Raw genomic sequence first — 15,166 nt, forward strand, 5'->3', positions numbered from 1 at the left:
GCGCGAACGACAAATGGCCTTTGTCGAAACTTCGAAGCGTAATCTTTTCCGGCAGGCGTGGCTGACAGCTTTCGCCACTGCCCTGTTTTGCCTTGCCGCAACTGCTCTGCAGGCCGGCGAAGCGAAAAGCCTGAAGGGTGTGGCGCTGATCATCGGCCAGTCGAAATACGAACATATCGCCGCCCTCCCCAACCCGGCCAACGACGCCCGCGACATGGCCAAGATGCTGACCGACCTCGGCTTCGACGCCCGTAACGTCACCGACCGCGACGCCGCCAAGCTGAAGCGCGACCTGGAGCGATTCACCGAGGATGCCGAAGGCGCCGATGTCGCCTTCATTTACTATTCCGGTCATGGCATCGAGGCCGGCGGCGAGAACTATCTGGTACCGGTCGATGCCGACATATCGTCCCTGAAGGATGCCGACGCGGCCCTGGTGCCGATTTCCGCCGTCATGGGTGCCTTGAAGACGACCGTGCCGGTGACCATCGTGCTGCTCGATGCATGCCGCACAAATCCGTTTCCGGCGGACGCAGTGGTGCGGCGCGCCCCGACCGCCTCCGCCTCGCCGATTGGCGCCGGCGGCCTGGAACCGGTGCGTGGTGCCAAGGCCCTCGGCAACGCGGCGGCGACAGACGCGAGCCTGGGCACCGTGGTCGGCTTTGCCGCCGAACCCGGTCGCCCGGCACTCGATGGCGCGGTTGGCGAAAACAGCCCTTACGCGGCCGCTCTGCTGCGCCACCTCGCCGCGATGAAAGGCACCGAGTTCGGCTCGGTCATGCGCATGGTGACCGAGGAGGTCTACCTCGACACCAAAGCCAAGCAGCGCCCCTGGGTCAATGAGAGCCTGCGCCGCCTGCTCTATTTCGGCATTGCGCCACCGGAGCCGACCGGCGACGACGGGTTGATCACCGGCGAGCGGCGGCAGCTGCTGTTGACCATTTCCGACCTGCCCGACCCGAAGCGGGCCCAGGTGGAACTGGCCTCGCTGCAGGAAGGCGTCCCGCTCGACGCGCTCTATGGCGTGCTGAAGGCGCTCGGCACGGATAAAATCCCCGAGGATCCGACGGATCTGCAAAAGGTGCTCGACGCCCAGGCCGAGCGCCTGAAGAAGATGATGTCCGAGCGCGCGGCGTTGCGCACCGACGATCCCGAGATCAAGCGCCTCGTTGCTTCCGCCGACGAGGCCATCGGCCAGGGCGCAATCGTGACGGCGCGCAAATTCCTCGATGACGCGGTCGGCCGGGTCGAGCAGGCAGGCGATGCGGTCGATGAGGCCGAAGATCTCGTCAAGCAGAAGCGCCTTGCCGATGCCGCGATCTACGCCAGGCGCGCGGATGCCTCGGCGCTGGTCTTCGATTACAAGTCCGCTGCCGGCGACTACGCCAAGGCGTTTTCGCTGGCCGAAAAATGGGACGACAAGCTGCGCTGGAACTACAAGAACCAGGAAGCCGAGGCGTTGAATGCTTTCGGCTATGCCTCCGGCGATCTGGATGCGCTGCAGCGCTCCATCGAGGCCTATCGCATCATCCTGAACTTCATCCCCAATGGCGAACAGAATCGCGACTGGGCGATCACCCGCAACAACATGGCGGTGGTGCTGCAGACCATCGGCGAGCGCGAAACCGAAACCGCGCGCCTCGAAGAGGCCGCGCAGATCTTTCGCGCTTCGCTTGTCCTGTTCGAGCGCGAGAAGGACGACCTCAACTGGGCCGCCGCGCAGAACAACCTGGCCAATGTGCTCCTGAAGATCGGCGAACGCGAGAGCGACCCGAAGCGCATGAATGAAGCGGTGGCGGCAATGCGTGCCACACTCGAGAAGCGCCCGCGCGACAAGGTGCCGCTCGACTGGGCAGCTTCGCAGAACAACCTCGGCCTGGCGCTCTATGCGCTTTCCGAGCGCGAGGCCGCCGGCGAGCATCTGACGCAAGCGGAGGCGGCCTACCGGCTGGCGCTTGAGGAATACACGCGCGAAAAGGCGCCTGTGGAATGGGCGATGGTCGAGAACAATCTCGGCAATACGCTTGTGTCGCTTGGCATCCAGCTCAACGACAAGGCAAAGATCAACGCGGCGGCCGACGCCTTCCGCGCCGCTCTCGAGGTGCGAACCCGTGAAACCTTCCCGGTCTCTTGGGCCACCAGCCGGCTCAACCTCGGCAACGCCCTAAGCGGCGTCGCCCGCTTCGACTTGGGCACCAGTGCACTTGAGGAGGCCGCGGCGGCCTATGACGATGCGCTGACGGTGTTTACCCGGCAGCGTTTTCCGATGGACTGGGCGTCGGCGCAGAACAACCTCGGTTCGATCTACCAGACGCTTGGCCAGCGCACCCGCGACGCGGCCAAGCTAGAACAGTCGGCGGCGGCGTTCCACGCCGCCCGACAGGTCTATGTCAGACGGAAATTCCCGCTCGACTGGGCAATGAGCCACTACAATCTCGGCAACACGCTGCAGCTGCTTGGAGGCGTGACCGACAAGCCGGAACACTATGGCGAAGCGATCGCCGCCTACCGCGATGCGTTGCGCGAATACAAGCGCGAGACGAACCCGCGGCAATGGGCGCTGGCCCAGGCCGGCCTTGGCTCGACGCTGCACTGGCTGAGCATGAGCAACGCCGACCCGAAGACCCTGCTCGAGTCCATCGCCGCACGGCGGGCGGCACTTGAAGTGTTGACCGTCGAAGTCGCACCCGTCGACTGGGCCAATGCCCAGAACGGCATCGGCATGAGCCTTCTCAACCTCGGCAATCTCCAGCGGACCGACAAATATCTCGGCGATGCCGAGGCCGCCTTCACGGTAACGTTGAAGGTGTTCACCCGCGAAAGCCAGCCGATGCAGTGGGCCTTCGAACAGAACAATCTCGGCGACATCCACTGGAACCGCGCCAGCTATGGCGGCGGCAAGGCCGAATATCGAAAGGCGATCGAATTCTTCGAGAACGCCAAGCAGGGCTTTACCGAAGCCGGCTACACTTTGCCCATCCCGTTGACCGACCAGAAGATCGATCTGGTGAAGAAACAACTGGCGAAGAAGTAGGGCTCTGCCCGACCGCGCCTTGTCTTTCGGCTGGCTTTACCGTCCCTATATGTCGAGTCACCGGAGCCCATGCCGGGAACCGGAGAAGGATAGCCTATGATTCGATTTTTGTTGGCTTTGCTTCTCATCGCCATCCCGGCCGCGGCCCATGCAACGGACGCCGGCTGGGCGCTGTTACGCGACGGCGGCCATGTCGTGCTGCTTCGCCATGCCATGGTCACCGGTACCACCGATCCGGCCAATTTCGACATCGACAGCTGTGCCACCCAGGTCAACCTGTCGGCGCGCGGCAAGCAGCAGGCGAGCAAGATCGGCGCCTTGTTTGCGGCGCGGGCGGCACCCATCGAGCGTGTGCTGTCCAGCCGCTATTGCCGCTGCTTCGACACCGCGCGCATCGCCTTCGAGGCCGAGCCGGAGCTGTTTGCGCCGCTCGATCTCCTGAAGGGGGATGAGACGCAGAAGGCGGCGCAGATCGCGGCAATCATGAAGGAAATCCGCGCCTATTCCGGCTCCGACAATCTGGTCATGGTCACCCATCTGGAAGACATCGTGGCGCTGACCGGCGTCTCGCCACGTGAAGGCGAGGCCGTGGTCGTCGAGCCGCAGGGCGATGGGCTGCGCGTGCTCGGTCGGGTCACGTTCTAGTCGTGGCGATGACCGACTGACGCGTCGGTGAGCAGCCACGCATCGATGCGGACTTGCCACGCCTGGATCATGCGCGCGAACGCGTCCTCCGTCAGCGCGATAGATACGACCTGCCTGACGCGTTCAGGGCGGTGAACGTGTAGGCGATCGATGCCTCGGTGCCGCCGTCAGCCGCCGGATGGCAGGCCACCTCGACAAATCCGAAACGTGAATCCGGCGTGACCCTGACATAGCGGACACGATGCCCGACAGGATCCCAGTCAGCGCAGGCCCAGAGAGTCGTCTCATCACCATGGGCGGTCCGGAAGACCATGCCTTGCTGCGTTTCGCCGTCCTGCGGATGCAGAAACTCCGGATCCCAGCCCTCCACCCACAAGGTCTCGCCGATCGGCGAGAACAGCGGAAAGACGCGATCGACCGGACCGGAAAGGACGATGCTGTGGCAACGCTCAAGATGGCTCGTCATCCGCCTTCGCCCTTCCGTTCGGTCAGACGGTGGCTGTCCGCGGCGCCAAGCTCCAGCCCATAGATGCGCTTCAATTGGCCGATTGTTTCGAGCGTCGCCGGCGAAAACGGCGTCTGCCCTTCGAAAGCATGCAGCACGATGCCCTCGATGAGATCGCCGAGGCTCATGTCGCGGTGTTCGGCCAAGGCCTTGAGGACCTTCACCAGTCGCTTTTCCAGGCGAACCCCTGTCTGCACGCGCTCTATATCCATAGCCATTTTGTACCATGGTACATTGGTACACGCAAGCGCTCGCCGGCCACTGCCGTTTGTGTTGCCGAAATGCCACCACTGAAAGAAGCCGCAAATTGACCACGACAATGCCGCTTGCGACAACCCGTCGCAGGGGCTATAGGCGCGCACCCGGTCACGAAAACCGAAGTGAGCACAACGGTTGGAGCTTTCGTCTCCGCCCGTACAGGCGGCTTTGCCGCCCTGTATACGGCGCCGCTTTGGGGATTGGGATCGCGGATATAGCTCAGCGGGAGAGCGCCGGATTTGGGTCCGGAGGTCGCAGGTTCGATTCCTGCTGTCTGCACCACGGATAGCTCAGTTTGGTAGAGCATCAGATTTAGGTTCTGATTGTCGAAGGTTCGAATCCTTCTCCATTGGCCTGATAAGCCAGCACCCTGCCGCGGTGTTATCTGAAAAACGGTCCGGGGACTGGAATGCTGAAGATCTGACGGACGGCCCAAGCCTTAGGGCGTGGGTCATCCTGAAAGTCTGACGCCATCGGCTCGCGGCCAGGCCCGCGGTGATGGTCAAGGCGCAGCGTCGCCGGCAAGGGAGGCCAAGGCCTCCGGCGCCCGCTTCGCTGCCTCGCGATCCGCTCCCGCAGGTCCGCCACGGATTGATGCCACCAGTCCCCGGATCATTCGTGCCCGGACCATGACGCAACGAGAAACGAAGGGAAGATCGACGCATGACTTGACGCCTCGCATGGGGCCATGCCCGACAGGAGTAAGACAATGACCATTCTCGACAAGGTTCTTGGACGCGAGCGCGTCCTCGTAAGGGAAAGCGAACGTGCCCTCACCCTGTACAAGGGTGAGATCAAGGCTGTCCTGCTGCCGGGCGAACATTGGCTCGCCAACCGGCGCGGAAGCCTCGAGGTGTCGCGGCACGATCTGAAGAACCCGGAATTCGTTTCGGCATACGAGAAGGCGTTGTTCGACAAGCTCCCGGATGTGGCCGCGCGTCACTTCACCGTCGTTCGCACCGGGCGCACGGACGTCGCCGTCATCGAGCGTGACGGCAACCTGCATGCCGTGCTGGCGCCGGATCGCAAGCTCGTGCTGTGGACGGATGCCGGTCCGTGGAAGGTGACGCTGATCGACACGTTGGCCGATCTGGCCATCGATGCGGCGGTCATGCGCCGGCTCGGCCAGGCCCGGAAGGCGGAACTGATGTCCGTCCATCCGGTCGTCGACGGCCAGGCCGGACTGCTGTTCATCGACGGTGTCCTCGTGCGGACGCTGTCGGCGGGCGTGCATGCTTTCTGGAACGTCGGACGCATGGTGCAGATCAAGGTCGTCGACCTCAAGCGCCAGTCGCTCGACGTTGCCGGGCAGGAAGTGCTGACTAAGGACCGCGTCACGATCCGCGTCAACATCGCCGCCGAATACCGGGTCGTCGATCCGGTCAAGGCGGTGAGCGCTGTGAAGGACTTCTCCGAAGCCCTCTACCGCGCCCTGCAGTACGCCTTCCGCAAGACGCTTGGCGCGCTGACGCTCGACCAGATCCTAGAGAAGAAGGTGACGGTCGACGAGGAAGCGGCGGCCAAGGTTCGCGTCGACATGGCGGAGATCGGTGTGGAGGTCAGCGATATCGCCCTGAAGGATGTCATCCTGCCGGGCGAGATGCGCGAGATCCTCAACCAGGTGGTTTCGGCCGAGAAGCAGGCCGAGGCCAACATCATCCGTCGCCGTGAGGAGACGAACGCCACGCGTTCGCTGCTCAACACGGCCAAGGTGATGGCGGAGAACCCGGTGATGCTGCGGTTGAAGGAGCTCGAGGCTCTGGAAACCATCGCCGGCAAGGTCGAGCGGCTGACCGTCCACAACGGAACGGGCGGGCTGCTCAACGACCTGGTCAAGCTCCGCGACAGCTGAGCTTACGTTACGTCAATGGGAGGGGCCACCGGGTCGACCGGTGGCCCTTCTTGCGTTTCTTGAGCGCCCTACCCATCTGCGCCCCGCGTATCAGGCCTTTTCCTGCCGGGAAAAACCGATTAGACAGCGCCCAAACACATGCGGACAGATTCCGCCCGCAACCGAAGGAAAAGCCTCTTGTCCACCACGTTCGACAAAGTCGCCAAGATCATTGCCGACACCAGCGAGATCGATATCGACACCATCACGCCCGAGAGCCACACGATCGACGATCTCGGCATCGACAGCCTCGATTTCCTCGACATCGTCTTCGCTATCGACAAGGAATTCGGCATCAAGGTGCCGCTGGAAAAGTGGACCCAGGAGGTCAATGACGGCAAGGCTTCGACCGACGATTACTTCGTCATGAAGAACCTGTGCGCTAAGATCGACGCGCTGGTCGCCGCCAAGACTGCTTGACGTCAGTTGAGCGCGCGATCTTGACGCGCTCTGCCGCCTGACCCACAAAGCCGCCCATGAGCAGCCCCCGCGACGTCGTCATCACTGGTATCGGCCTTGTCTCCTCGCTGGGAGAGGGTCCGGACGCCCACTGGCAGAAGCTCGCCCAGCCCGGCCTGCAGCCGGTGCTCGAGGCCGCGCGTTTCGCGCCCTACACCGTCCACCCCCTGCCGGAGATCGACTGGAACCTGCAGATCGCCAAGCGCGGCGACCAGCGTCAGATGGAGACCTGGCAGAGGCTCGGCACCTATGCCGCCGGCCTGGCGTTGGACGACGCCGGCATCAAGGGCAATGACGAACTCTGCACGACCATGGACATGGTTGTGGCCGCCGGTGGCGGCGAACGTGACGAAGCGGTCGATGCCGCCATTCTCGCCGCTTCCGAAAGCCGCAACGACCGCGACGTGCTGCTGAACGAGAAGCTGACCACAGAACTGCGGCCGACCCTGTTCCTGGCCCAGCTTTCCAATCTGCTCGCCGGCAACATCTCCATCGTCCACAAGGTGACCGGCTCGTCCAGAACCTTCATGGGTGAGGAAGGTGCGGGCGTCGCCGCCGTCGAAACGGCTGCCGCGCGCATCCGCTCCGGCCAGTCGACCCACATCCTGGTCGGCGGCGCCTTCCAGACCGAACATTCCGACATGCTGCTCGGCTACGAACTTGCCGGCTACCTGCATCGCGGCCCGTGGAAGCCGGTCTGGCAAAGACAGGGCTCTGAAGGTGGCGGCGTGGTGTCGGGCTCCGGTGGCGCCTTCCTGGTACTGGAGCAGCGCGAACACGCGACAAGCCGTGGGCGCAAGATCTATGCCGAACTCGGGCCGGTCGTCTCCGGCCGCGCCAGGCGGCGGCGCGGAGAACTCGACGCCGAGATCGCCGCGCTGCTCAGCCAGGCGGCGCTGCCGAACGGCAAGCTGCTTGCCCTGTCGGGCGCGTCGGGCGCTCATGCGGCAACCGACGCCGAGAAGGCAGCGCTCGATGCCAATCCGGCGATCGCTTCTCGCGGCTTCTCGACGCTGACCGGACATATGAAGGAAGCGCAGTTTCCGTTCGCCGTGGCGCTGGCCGCACTCGCCGTTGACCGCAAGGCCGCCTACCCTGTTTTTGACGCCGCTGCCGAGACGCCATTCGAAGGTGTTCCCGCAACCGTCCTTGCAACGGCGATCGGCTATCACCAATTCGAGGGCATGGCGCTGGTCAACGCCGCCTGAAGCGGTGCCCTGCGATCCATGCTGCAACGATACAAAAAGGTCGAGGGCTCCCGGATGGCCAATCTGAACGATCACATGGGCAGGCCGATCGTCGCCGTCACCGGCATCGGCGTGGTGACCTCGCTTGGCGTCGGCAAGGCCGACAATTGGGCGGCGCTGACCTCGGGCAAGTCGGGCATCCACCCGATCACCCGCTTTCCGGTCGACCATCTCAACACCCGCATCTCCGGCACTGTCGACTTCCTGGCGTCGAGTTCGAAGGGCGCCAGTCCCCTCACCTACGAACTGGCCGAAACCGCCGCGCACGAGGCCGTGGCCGAAGCCGGTCTCAATTCCAGTGATTTCGGCGGTCCGCTTTTCCTGGCTTCGCCACCGGTAGAACTCGACTGGCGCGAACGCTTCTCGCTCTACAATTCCGACAAACAGGATGCCGGCGCCGAAAGGCTGCTGCGGGTCGCGCGCGGGCTGAAGGAAACAGACATTTTCGAGACCACACAGTTCGGCTCGATCGCCGACCGTCTCGCCGACCGTTTCGGCACACGCGGCCTGCCGATCACGCTGTCGACCGCTTGTGCCTCCGGCGCCACCGCCATCCAGCTCGGTGTCGAGGCGATCCGCCGCGGCGAATGCGACCGGGCGCTGTCGATCGGCGCCGACGGTTCGGCGACAGCCGAGGCACTGATCCGCTTCTCGCTGCTGTCGGCGCTTTCGACCCACAACGACATCCCGGAAAAAGCCTCAAAACCCTTCTCCAAGGATCGCGACGGCTTCGTGCTGGCCGAGGGTTCCGGTGCGCTCGTGCTGGAATCGCTGGAGGCCGCGCTCGCGCGCGGCGCCACTGTTCTCGGCATCCTGCGCGGCTGCGGCGAAAAAGCCGACGATTTCCATCGCACCCGCTCGAAGCCCGACGGTTCGCCGGCAATCGCGGCGGTTCGTGCCGCCCTTGCCGATGCCGGCCTGGGCGAAGACGAGATCGACTACGTCAACGCCCATGGCACCTCGACGCCGGAAAACGACAAGATGGAGCATCTGTCGCTGTCGACGGTGTTCGGCGAGCGGATCGGCTCGATGCCTATCTCTTCTAACAAGTCGATGATCGGCCATACACTGTCAGCGGCTGGCGCGGTCGAGGCGGCGTTCTCGCTGATGACGATGCGCGAAAGCGTCATTCCGCCGACCATCAACTACGACAATCCCGACCCGGCGATCGTGCTTGACGTGGTGCCGAACAAGAAGCGCAATGCCGAGGTTCGCACCGTTCTGTCGAACTCCTTCGGCTTCGGCGGCCAGAACACCTGCCTTGTCATGGCGCGGGAACCGGTCTAAGCGACCTTTTTCCGCTCAACAGAACCGACAGGCTCCATGCGCGCACTGCAACTTATCGAGGACCGCCGTCTTGAAACGGTGGACCTGCCGCCTCCCCCGCCGCCGGCACTCGGCGAAGTCACGCTGCGCATCAAGGCGGTGGCGCTGAACCACATCGACGTCTGGGGTTGGCGCGGCATGGCCTTCGCCAAGCGCAAGCTACCGTTGGTCGTCGGCGCGGAAGCCTCCGGCGAGGTCGAGGCGGTCGGTCCCGGCGTTTCCAGTCTCTTGCCCGGACAGTTGGTTTCGATCTACGGCGCGCGCACCTGCGGCCTTTGCCGTGCCTGCCGCGAAGGCCGCGACAATCTCTGCGAGCATGTTTCGGGGGTTCACGGCTTCCATCTCGACGGCTTCGCGCAGGAAAAGATCAACCTGCCGGCGCGCCTTCTGGTCCCCGCCCCGCCCGGCGTGACAGATATCGGTGCCGCGGTGGCGCCCGTCACTTTCGGTACCGTCGAGCACATGCTGTTCGACAATGCCCGCTTGCAGCCAGGCGAGACCATCCTTGTCCATGCAGGTGGCTCCGGCATCGGTTCGGCGGCCATCCAGCTGGCGAAGCGGATGGGCTGCACGATCATCACCACGGTCGGCTCGAACGACAAGATCGACAAGGCCAGGGCGCTCGGCGCCGACCATGTCATCAACTATCGCGACGACCGTTTCGAAGGCGTCGTGCGCAAGCTGACCAAAAAGAAGGGCGTCGACGTCGTTTTCGAACATGTCGGCGCCGACACTTTTGCCGCCTCGATGCTGTGCCTGAAGCGCGGCGGTCGCCTGGTGACCTGCGGCTCGACCTCGGGCGTCTCGACGCAGATCAACCTGATGCAGCTGTTCCAGCAGCAGTTGAAACTGCTCGGCTCCTTCGGCTGCCGCATGGAGAACATGGCCAACGCCATGCAGAAAATGGCGGCGGGACAGGTCGCCCCGGTCATCGACACCGAAGTCGGCTTCGACGATATCGATGCCGCGCTGAAGCGCATGGAAGGCCGCGACGTGTTCGGCAAGATCATCCTGCGCGTCGACTAGAGCTTGACCTCAGTGCTCAAGAAGTTTCGCCGGGATCTCAAATTTCGCTATGGCAGGCAGTTGCGCCAGTTGAACTACTGGCTGGTGGCGCGTGCGGCGATGATGATCATCTCGGTGCTGCGCCTGCTACCGGCCGACAGCGCGCTGAATTTCGCCGACCGCGTCGCACGCCGTGTCGGCCCTCGGGTCGGGCGCCATCAGGTCGCCGTCGACAATCTGCACAGGGCCTATCCTGAAAAGAGCGAAGCCGAGATCCAGGCCATCGCCTCCGACATGTGGGGCAACATGGCCCGCCTGGCCGCCGAATACATCTTTCTCGACGCCCTGTTCGACTACGATCCCGCCGCCACCAGTCCGGGACGCGTCGAGGTCAAGGGGATAGGACACTTCATCGAGATCGCGGCCGAAAAGCAGCCGCACATCGTCTTCACCGGCCATCTCGGCAATTTCGAATTGCTGCCGGTGGCCGCCGCAACCTTCGGCATGAACATCACGGCGCTGTTTCGCCCGCCCAACAATCCCTATCTCGCCGACTACATCCTCTCGACGCGCCGCTCGACGATGGGATCACTGCTGCCATCGATGGCCGGCGCCTCGTTTGCGTTGGCCGGGGTCTTGGAGAATGGCGGCAACATCGGTGTCTTGGTCGACCAGAAATTCACCAACGGCCTGGAGACGACGTTCTTCGGCCGCCCCTGCCAGAGCAATCGCGTCCTGGGAACCCTTGCCCGTCACTACGACTGCGACGTCTATCCGGCGCGCTGCGTCAGGCTTCCGGGCAACCGCTTCCGGCTCGAGATCGAGGACAAGCTGACCTTGCCGCGCACCGCCGAGGGCATCGTCGACGTCCGTGCCACCACCCAGCTTCTCAACGACGTGGTCGAGCGCTGGGTGCGCGAAGACCCTGGTCAGTGGATGTGGTTCCACAAAAGGTGGGAGATCGGCGGCCGGCGCAGAAAGCGGCCCCTGCAGGCGGGAGCGCCAGTCGCTGGCGCCTAAGCCCGTTGATTGCCACCGGTCCTGACATTCGTAGCTTTGTTGGTCAGGGAATCTTAAACGGCCGGGGCGCAGATATCCCAGGGATGTTCATCGGCTGGGACCGTTGCATGGTTAGTCTCGACACGCGTCGCGCCGACCGGGATAGGCTCGAAGACCGCTCGTTTGGCCGTTTTGGCAGGGCCTGGTCCTTTATCCGCCAGCGAGGCTTGTTGGAGCCGGTCAGGCTCGTTCGTCAGCATGGGATCGGCGCGAGCGTTGGCTTTGTCCTGCGGAACGTCCGCTATATCGTCGCCGACCGCCTCGCGCGAAAATGGGATCGCCGGCACGATGTCGATACGGCCGGTTCGATCCAGCTCGCTGCGCTCGATGTCGTCGGCCCGCATCGCAGCAAGGGCAACGAAGCGGTATGCACCTCGCCGAAAACCTTTGATTTCATCATGAAGTCGCTGCCCCAGGACCTCCAGGGCCGCACATTCATCGACATCGGCTCTGGAAAATCGCGGACGCTGTTGCTGGCGTCGCGCTATCCGTTTGCAGAGATCATCGGGGTGGAGTTCGCTCGCGAGCTGGTCGAAATCGCCAGGAGCAACATAAGGCGCTTCAGGAATCCGTCGCAGGAATGCCGCGCGCTCAGTGTCGTCGAGGCGGACGCGGCGGCTTACGAATTTCCCGATGCGCCGCTGGTGGTTTATTTCTACAATCCTTTTTCCAAGGACGTTTTCGACATCGTTCTGAAAAATCTCGTGTCGTCGCTCGAACGAAACAAGCGTGACTGCTTCATCGTCTACGGAAGCTCAAGCCATCGCGCCATCGATTGGGCAAGGCCGGCAATCCGCGAGGCCGGCGTTTTCATCGAACTTCCCGCGCCGCCGATGCCCGGCTTCCTCGATGCGATCCGAACCATAGACTACGCGGTCTTTCAGTTTCGCGCCGCGGCGTAGCCCTTGCCTCTGGCCTTGACGAAACGGGCAACGTTGCGCGCGGCGTATGGCGTGCCGGCAGTGAAACGCATCAGCGGGCCAAAACTGCCGACGGCGCTCGCACCGACGAAATGCAGGCCTGGAATGCTCGACTCGAACCCCGCGGAGAGCACCGGAGCCCCTTCCCGGCGCGAAATCGCGGCAAGCACATCGGGCGCGAACAGCCCGAGCCTGGCGATATCGATCCGGTAGCCCGTTCCCAGCAGGACGTGGTCGTAGGTGGCGGCATCCTTCTCGAACCGCAGTTCGATGGCGTGGTCCTTGGCGGCAGCACCGACAATCCTGCTGCCAGCATTGACCTTTATTCCATCGAAGTCCGGCTTCAGCCAGCCTGACGCGCCGGCCCCAAGGCTGCGCGTGTTGAGCCCGTCTCTGGCTGCCTCCGGAAACCGGTGCACGAAGCCTGGAACTTCGACCAGCCAGGACAGTGGGAAGGGGCCGACCCTGGAGGGAGACGCAAGACGCTCCGAAGCGAAGTCGCGCAAACTCCAGCTTTTGTTTCCCGACAGCGTTCGATATCCGAGCCAATGGATGTCGCCACGGCAGACAAGTTCGACATCCGCCCCGCTTCGCTTGAGAAGTACCGCGGATTCGCAGGCGCTCTGCCCGCGCCCGATGACCGCGACACGTTTGCCGCGGAAGGCCTCGTAGCCGGCATGTTCGCTGGCATGACTGACCAGTTCGCCGGGCATTCCATTGAAGACGGCAGGGATCATCTGCTGGTTCATCAGCCCGGTGGCAACGACGACACGCCGCGCATGGACGGCATCACCATCAGCAAGGGCGAGGCGAAACCCTCCCCTCGCCGTCTCGACGCGGCCAACCATGCGCGTATCCAGATCGGGAACCGTTTGGGCTTGTATCCACAGTCCATAGTCGACGAAGTTTTCGAGGAGCAGCGGTTCGCGCGGCGAGATTCCAAGGACCGCTGCGTAGGAATCGAGCGAGAGCGGACCTTTGGTGTGGCCGATATAGGTCGCGTGCCAGGGTGAGCGCAGCCTCATGCCTCTTGGCATGTGGTCGCGCCAGAAAGACATCGCGCCGCCGAGTGCAAGCGTTTCAATGCCCGCCGCCTTGAGGGCGGAAGCAACGGCCAGCCCAAACGGTCCGGCACCGATCACAGCCACCTCGCAATCGGTCCTGGGCATGGGAGCGATCATGTCACTGGTCTCGTGGTTCCGTTTTCTCGACGCCTGGTCCCGACTGAAACCCGGTCGGACACCCCGTCGTCCTAAACATTCCCAGGTTAAGAATGCGGAAATGAAGCGCATCCTACCGCCTGTCCGGCAGATGACCTGGCATTGTCGGTTAATGGTTTCACCGCCTACGAAGTATTCGCCTCGTCAGCACTCTCCACATGGTCAAGGGTATGTCGATCAGGCCCGGCATCGGGTCGCTTGCCGTGAATGTTGCCCATGCCCGCACCGAACCGAACGAGCGCAAATAGGCCCGCCTTGTCAGCCGGCCACTTGAAATCAACTTGCTGACGGCCACTATATCCCGAACCAGGTACATCCAGGATGTATTCGGCCGCGCCGAGACCGCCCCGACCTCGCGGCCCGATCTGATCGCCCAAAGCATGGCGCCAAGATCGACGCCCGCGGCAGCGGCAAGCCCAAACCATGTCCAGGGTCGCGGATTGACATCGAGTATCTTCAACGAGCCATCGCGGGGGTCGCGCTTGAATTCGACCTCCACCAGTCCGTGGTGGCCGATCGATCCAAGAAGCCTGCGCGCGGCGTCGATCAGTTGCGGCTCGTCGACGACCTCCACGAACGTGCTGGTATAGCCGAAATCGACCGGATATTGCCGGCTGCGGCGGGCAGTGAACTCGGCCACCGGCGCGCCCCGGTTCCAAAGCGCTGCGTAGGAAAACTGGTTTTCTCCTCCTCCCGGTATCATTTCCTGGACGACGACATTCTCGAAACCGATCTCTTCGGAGGCCCATTTGTAGGCTGTCAGGAACGACGCCTGGTCGTTGGCGAGAATGGCCTTTGCACGGGCGAAACGGCTGCGCCCGCCCATGTTCGGCTTCAGGATGACGGGAAAGCGAAGCGCGGCCGCCCCTGCCTGCTCAACCGAAGTCAACTCGTAGGTCAGCGGAATGGCGAGCGCCAGTTCGCGGGCACGGCGATACAGAAGCGGCTTCTCACAAACCCATTTCAGCTGCTGCCATGGTGGCAGCACCACGTCGAATACATCGGACAGTTGCTCGATGGCTTGCGACACCAGGCGAACTTCAGGGTCGCCGCCGGGAACCAGAAGAAAGCCGCCCAATCCCTGGGTCGCAGCCAGGTCGAGCAGGAAGGCAACGGCGCCGTCATCCTCCGGGCCGGGCCACGTCATCTGCCGATGAGCGTAACGCGAAAAGCGGGGCAAAGGCGTGTCGGCGCTTATCAGCCAGACCGGCACTTTCTGCGCGCCAAGGCTCCTGGCCAGCGCCAGCGTCCCGTGCGCCCCACCAAGAATAACCACCCCGGCGGGCCGACTGGAAACACGATCGTCCATTTCTGGCTGGGAGAGCATCCGTCAAATCCGACAATCGGTGCGCAGTGGCGAGACTCCTGGTTACCGATTGACCGGCCTGCAAAAAGTAAGAGACATCTCATATAGAAGCTGGTCGCCCAGGTGCCGCCACCACCGGCGGAACGTCTCATACCAATGCTTTCCACATGGTAATGAAAATTGGCGCCGCTTTAGAAAGAGGCCCCGGCAGTCGGCAGTGACCATGCCAGGATTGTTATGCGTTCCGACTTGCCACTGGCGTCGACAGCCAAAGCAATTCACAAGAAAGTG

Annotated in this window: 13 protein-coding genes and 2 tRNA genes; 11 read left to right on the top strand and 4 right to left on the bottom strand. The window is 63.4% G+C overall.

The genetic code is table 11. From position 1 onward, the window contains the following. Nucleotides 1–13: 13 nt before the first annotated feature. Both AC1DYW_RS21045 and AC1DYW_RS21050 read left to right on the top strand, forming a co-directional pair. Nucleotides 14–3,034 carry a caspase family protein gene (locus AC1DYW_RS21045; protein ID WP_477227498.1) on the top strand — a complete coding sequence of 1,007 codons (3,021 nt, stop codon included), beginning with the start codon at nt 14–16 and terminating at the stop codon, nt 3,032–3,034. A gap of 96 nt (nt 3,035–3,130) precedes the next feature. Beyond that, the gene (locus AC1DYW_RS21050; RefSeq protein WP_477227499.1) at nt 3,131–3,679 is read left to right on the top strand and encodes a histidine phosphatase family protein; all 549 of its coding nucleotides are present in this window, start codon (nt 3,131–3,133) and stop codon (nt 3,677–3,679) included. Between the two features lie 91 nt (nt 3,680–3,770). Here AC1DYW_RS21050 and AC1DYW_RS21055 read toward each other — a convergent pair whose 3' ends face one another. Then, entirely contained in the window at nt 3,771–4,145 is a 375-nt protein-coding gene (locus AC1DYW_RS21055) for a hypothetical protein (RefSeq protein WP_477227500.1), read from the bottom strand. Then, nucleotides 4,142–4,402, bottom strand: a complete 261-nt coding sequence (locus AC1DYW_RS21060; protein ID WP_477227501.1) for a hypothetical protein — start codon at nt 4,400–4,402, stop codon at nt 4,142–4,144. Before AC1DYW_RS21060 ends, AC1DYW_RS21055 begins: the two co-directional genes overlap by 4 nt. A 248-nt stretch (nt 4,403–4,650) precedes the next feature. Between AC1DYW_RS21060 and AC1DYW_RS21065 the strand changes: the two genes are divergently transcribed. The 9 genes from AC1DYW_RS21065 to AC1DYW_RS21105 all read left to right on the top strand — a co-directional run bounded on the left by AC1DYW_RS21065 (nt 4,651) and on the right by AC1DYW_RS21105 (nt 12,331). Next, a tRNA-OTHER gene (locus AC1DYW_RS21065) sits at nt 4,651–4,724 on the top strand. 2 nt (nt 4,725–4,726) lie between these two features. Beyond that, a tRNA-Leu gene (locus AC1DYW_RS21070) sits at nt 4,727–4,795 on the top strand. Nucleotides 4,796–5,151: 356 nt separating this feature from the next. Further along, nucleotides 5,152–6,294, top strand: coding sequence for a slipin family protein (locus AC1DYW_RS21075; protein WP_477227502.1), 1,143 nt, complete (start codon nt 5,152–5,154; stop codon nt 6,292–6,294). A gap of 177 nt (nt 6,295–6,471) precedes the next feature. Next, nucleotides 6,472–6,753 (top strand): acyl carrier protein, encoded by a 282-nt coding sequence (locus AC1DYW_RS21080; protein WP_010909964.1) that lies wholly within the window; start codon nt 6,472–6,474, stop codon nt 6,751–6,753. Nucleotides 6,754–6,809: 56 nt separating this feature from the next. Beyond that, entirely contained in the window at nt 6,810–8,000 is a 1,191-nt protein-coding gene (locus AC1DYW_RS21085; RefSeq protein ID WP_477227503.1) for a beta-ketoacyl-ACP synthase, read from the top strand. A 54-nt stretch (nt 8,001–8,054) separates the two neighbouring features. Then, nucleotides 8,055–9,326 carry a beta-ketoacyl-ACP synthase gene (locus tag AC1DYW_RS21090; RefSeq protein WP_477227504.1) on the top strand — a complete coding sequence of 424 codons (1,272 nt, stop codon included), beginning with the start codon at nt 8,055–8,057 and terminating at the stop codon, nt 9,324–9,326. A gap of 36 nt (nt 9,327–9,362) precedes the next feature. Beyond that, nucleotides 9,363–10,391 (top strand): zinc-binding dehydrogenase, encoded by a 1,029-nt coding sequence (locus AC1DYW_RS21095; protein WP_477227505.1) that lies wholly within the window; start codon nt 9,363–9,365, stop codon nt 10,389–10,391. 12 nt (nt 10,392–10,403) lie between these two features. After that, the gene (locus tag AC1DYW_RS21100) at nt 10,404–11,390 is read left to right on the top strand and encodes a lipid A biosynthesis lauroyl acyltransferase (protein WP_477227551.1); all 987 of its coding nucleotides are present in this window, start codon (nt 10,404–10,406) and stop codon (nt 11,388–11,390) included. A 5-nt stretch (nt 11,391–11,395) separates the two neighbouring features. Then, on the top strand, nt 11,396–12,331 hold the full coding sequence (locus tag AC1DYW_RS21105; protein ID WP_477227506.1) for a class I SAM-dependent methyltransferase: 936 nt from the start codon (nt 11,396–11,398) through the stop codon (nt 12,329–12,331). Here AC1DYW_RS21105 and AC1DYW_RS21110 read toward each other — a convergent pair. Together AC1DYW_RS21110 and AC1DYW_RS21115 are read right to left on the bottom strand one after the other, a co-directional pair. Next, a complete protein-coding gene (locus tag AC1DYW_RS21110; protein ID WP_477227507.1) occupies nt 12,310–13,530 on the bottom strand; it encodes an NAD(P)-binding domain-containing protein in 1,221 nt (406 codons plus the stop codon). The two genes, AC1DYW_RS21105 and AC1DYW_RS21110, sit on opposite strands and share 22 nt — an antisense overlap. Before the next feature lie 157 nt (nt 13,531–13,687). Continuing rightward, the gene (locus tag AC1DYW_RS21115) at nt 13,688–14,896 is read right to left on the bottom strand and encodes a carboxylate--amine ligase (RefSeq protein WP_477227508.1); all 1,209 of its coding nucleotides are present in this window, start codon (nt 14,894–14,896) and stop codon (nt 13,688–13,690) included. Nucleotides 14,897–15,166 lie beyond the last annotated feature (270 nt).

The sequence above is a fragment of the Mesorhizobium sp. P2_D5 genome (assembly GCF_056404355.1).

Coding starts and splice junctions, on each gene's coding strand:
- AC1DYW_RS21045 (WP_477227498.1), top strand. CDS start 14: ATGGCCTTTGTCGAAACTTCGAAGCGTAATCTTTTCCGGCAGGCGTGG.
- AC1DYW_RS21050 (WP_477227499.1), top strand. CDS start 3,131: ATGATTCGATTTTTGTTGGCTTTGCTTCTCATCGCCATCCCGGCCGCG.
- AC1DYW_RS21055 (WP_477227500.1), bottom strand. CDS start 4,145: ATGACGAGCCATCTTGAGCGTTGCCACAGCATCGTCCTTTCCGGTCCG.
- AC1DYW_RS21060 (WP_477227501.1), bottom strand. CDS start 4,402: ATGGCTATGGATATAGAGCGCGTGCAGACAGGGGTTCGCCTGGAAAAG.
- AC1DYW_RS21075 (WP_477227502.1), top strand. CDS start 5,152: ATGACCATTCTCGACAAGGTTCTTGGACGCGAGCGCGTCCTCGTAAGG.
- AC1DYW_RS21085 (WP_477227503.1), top strand. CDS start 6,810: ATGAGCAGCCCCCGCGACGTCGTCATCACTGGTATCGGCCTTGTCTCC.
- AC1DYW_RS21090 (WP_477227504.1), top strand. CDS start 8,055: ATGGCCAATCTGAACGATCACATGGGCAGGCCGATCGTCGCCGTCACC.
- AC1DYW_RS21095 (WP_477227505.1), top strand. CDS start 9,363: ATGCGCGCACTGCAACTTATCGAGGACCGCCGTCTTGAAACGGTGGAC.
- AC1DYW_RS21110 (WP_477227507.1), bottom strand. CDS start 13,530: ATGATCGCTCCCATGCCCAGGACCGATTGCGAGGTGGCTGTGATCGGT.
- AC1DYW_RS21115 (WP_477227508.1), bottom strand. CDS start 14,896: ATGCTCTCCCAGCCAGAAATGGACGATCGTGTTTCCAGTCGGCCCGCC.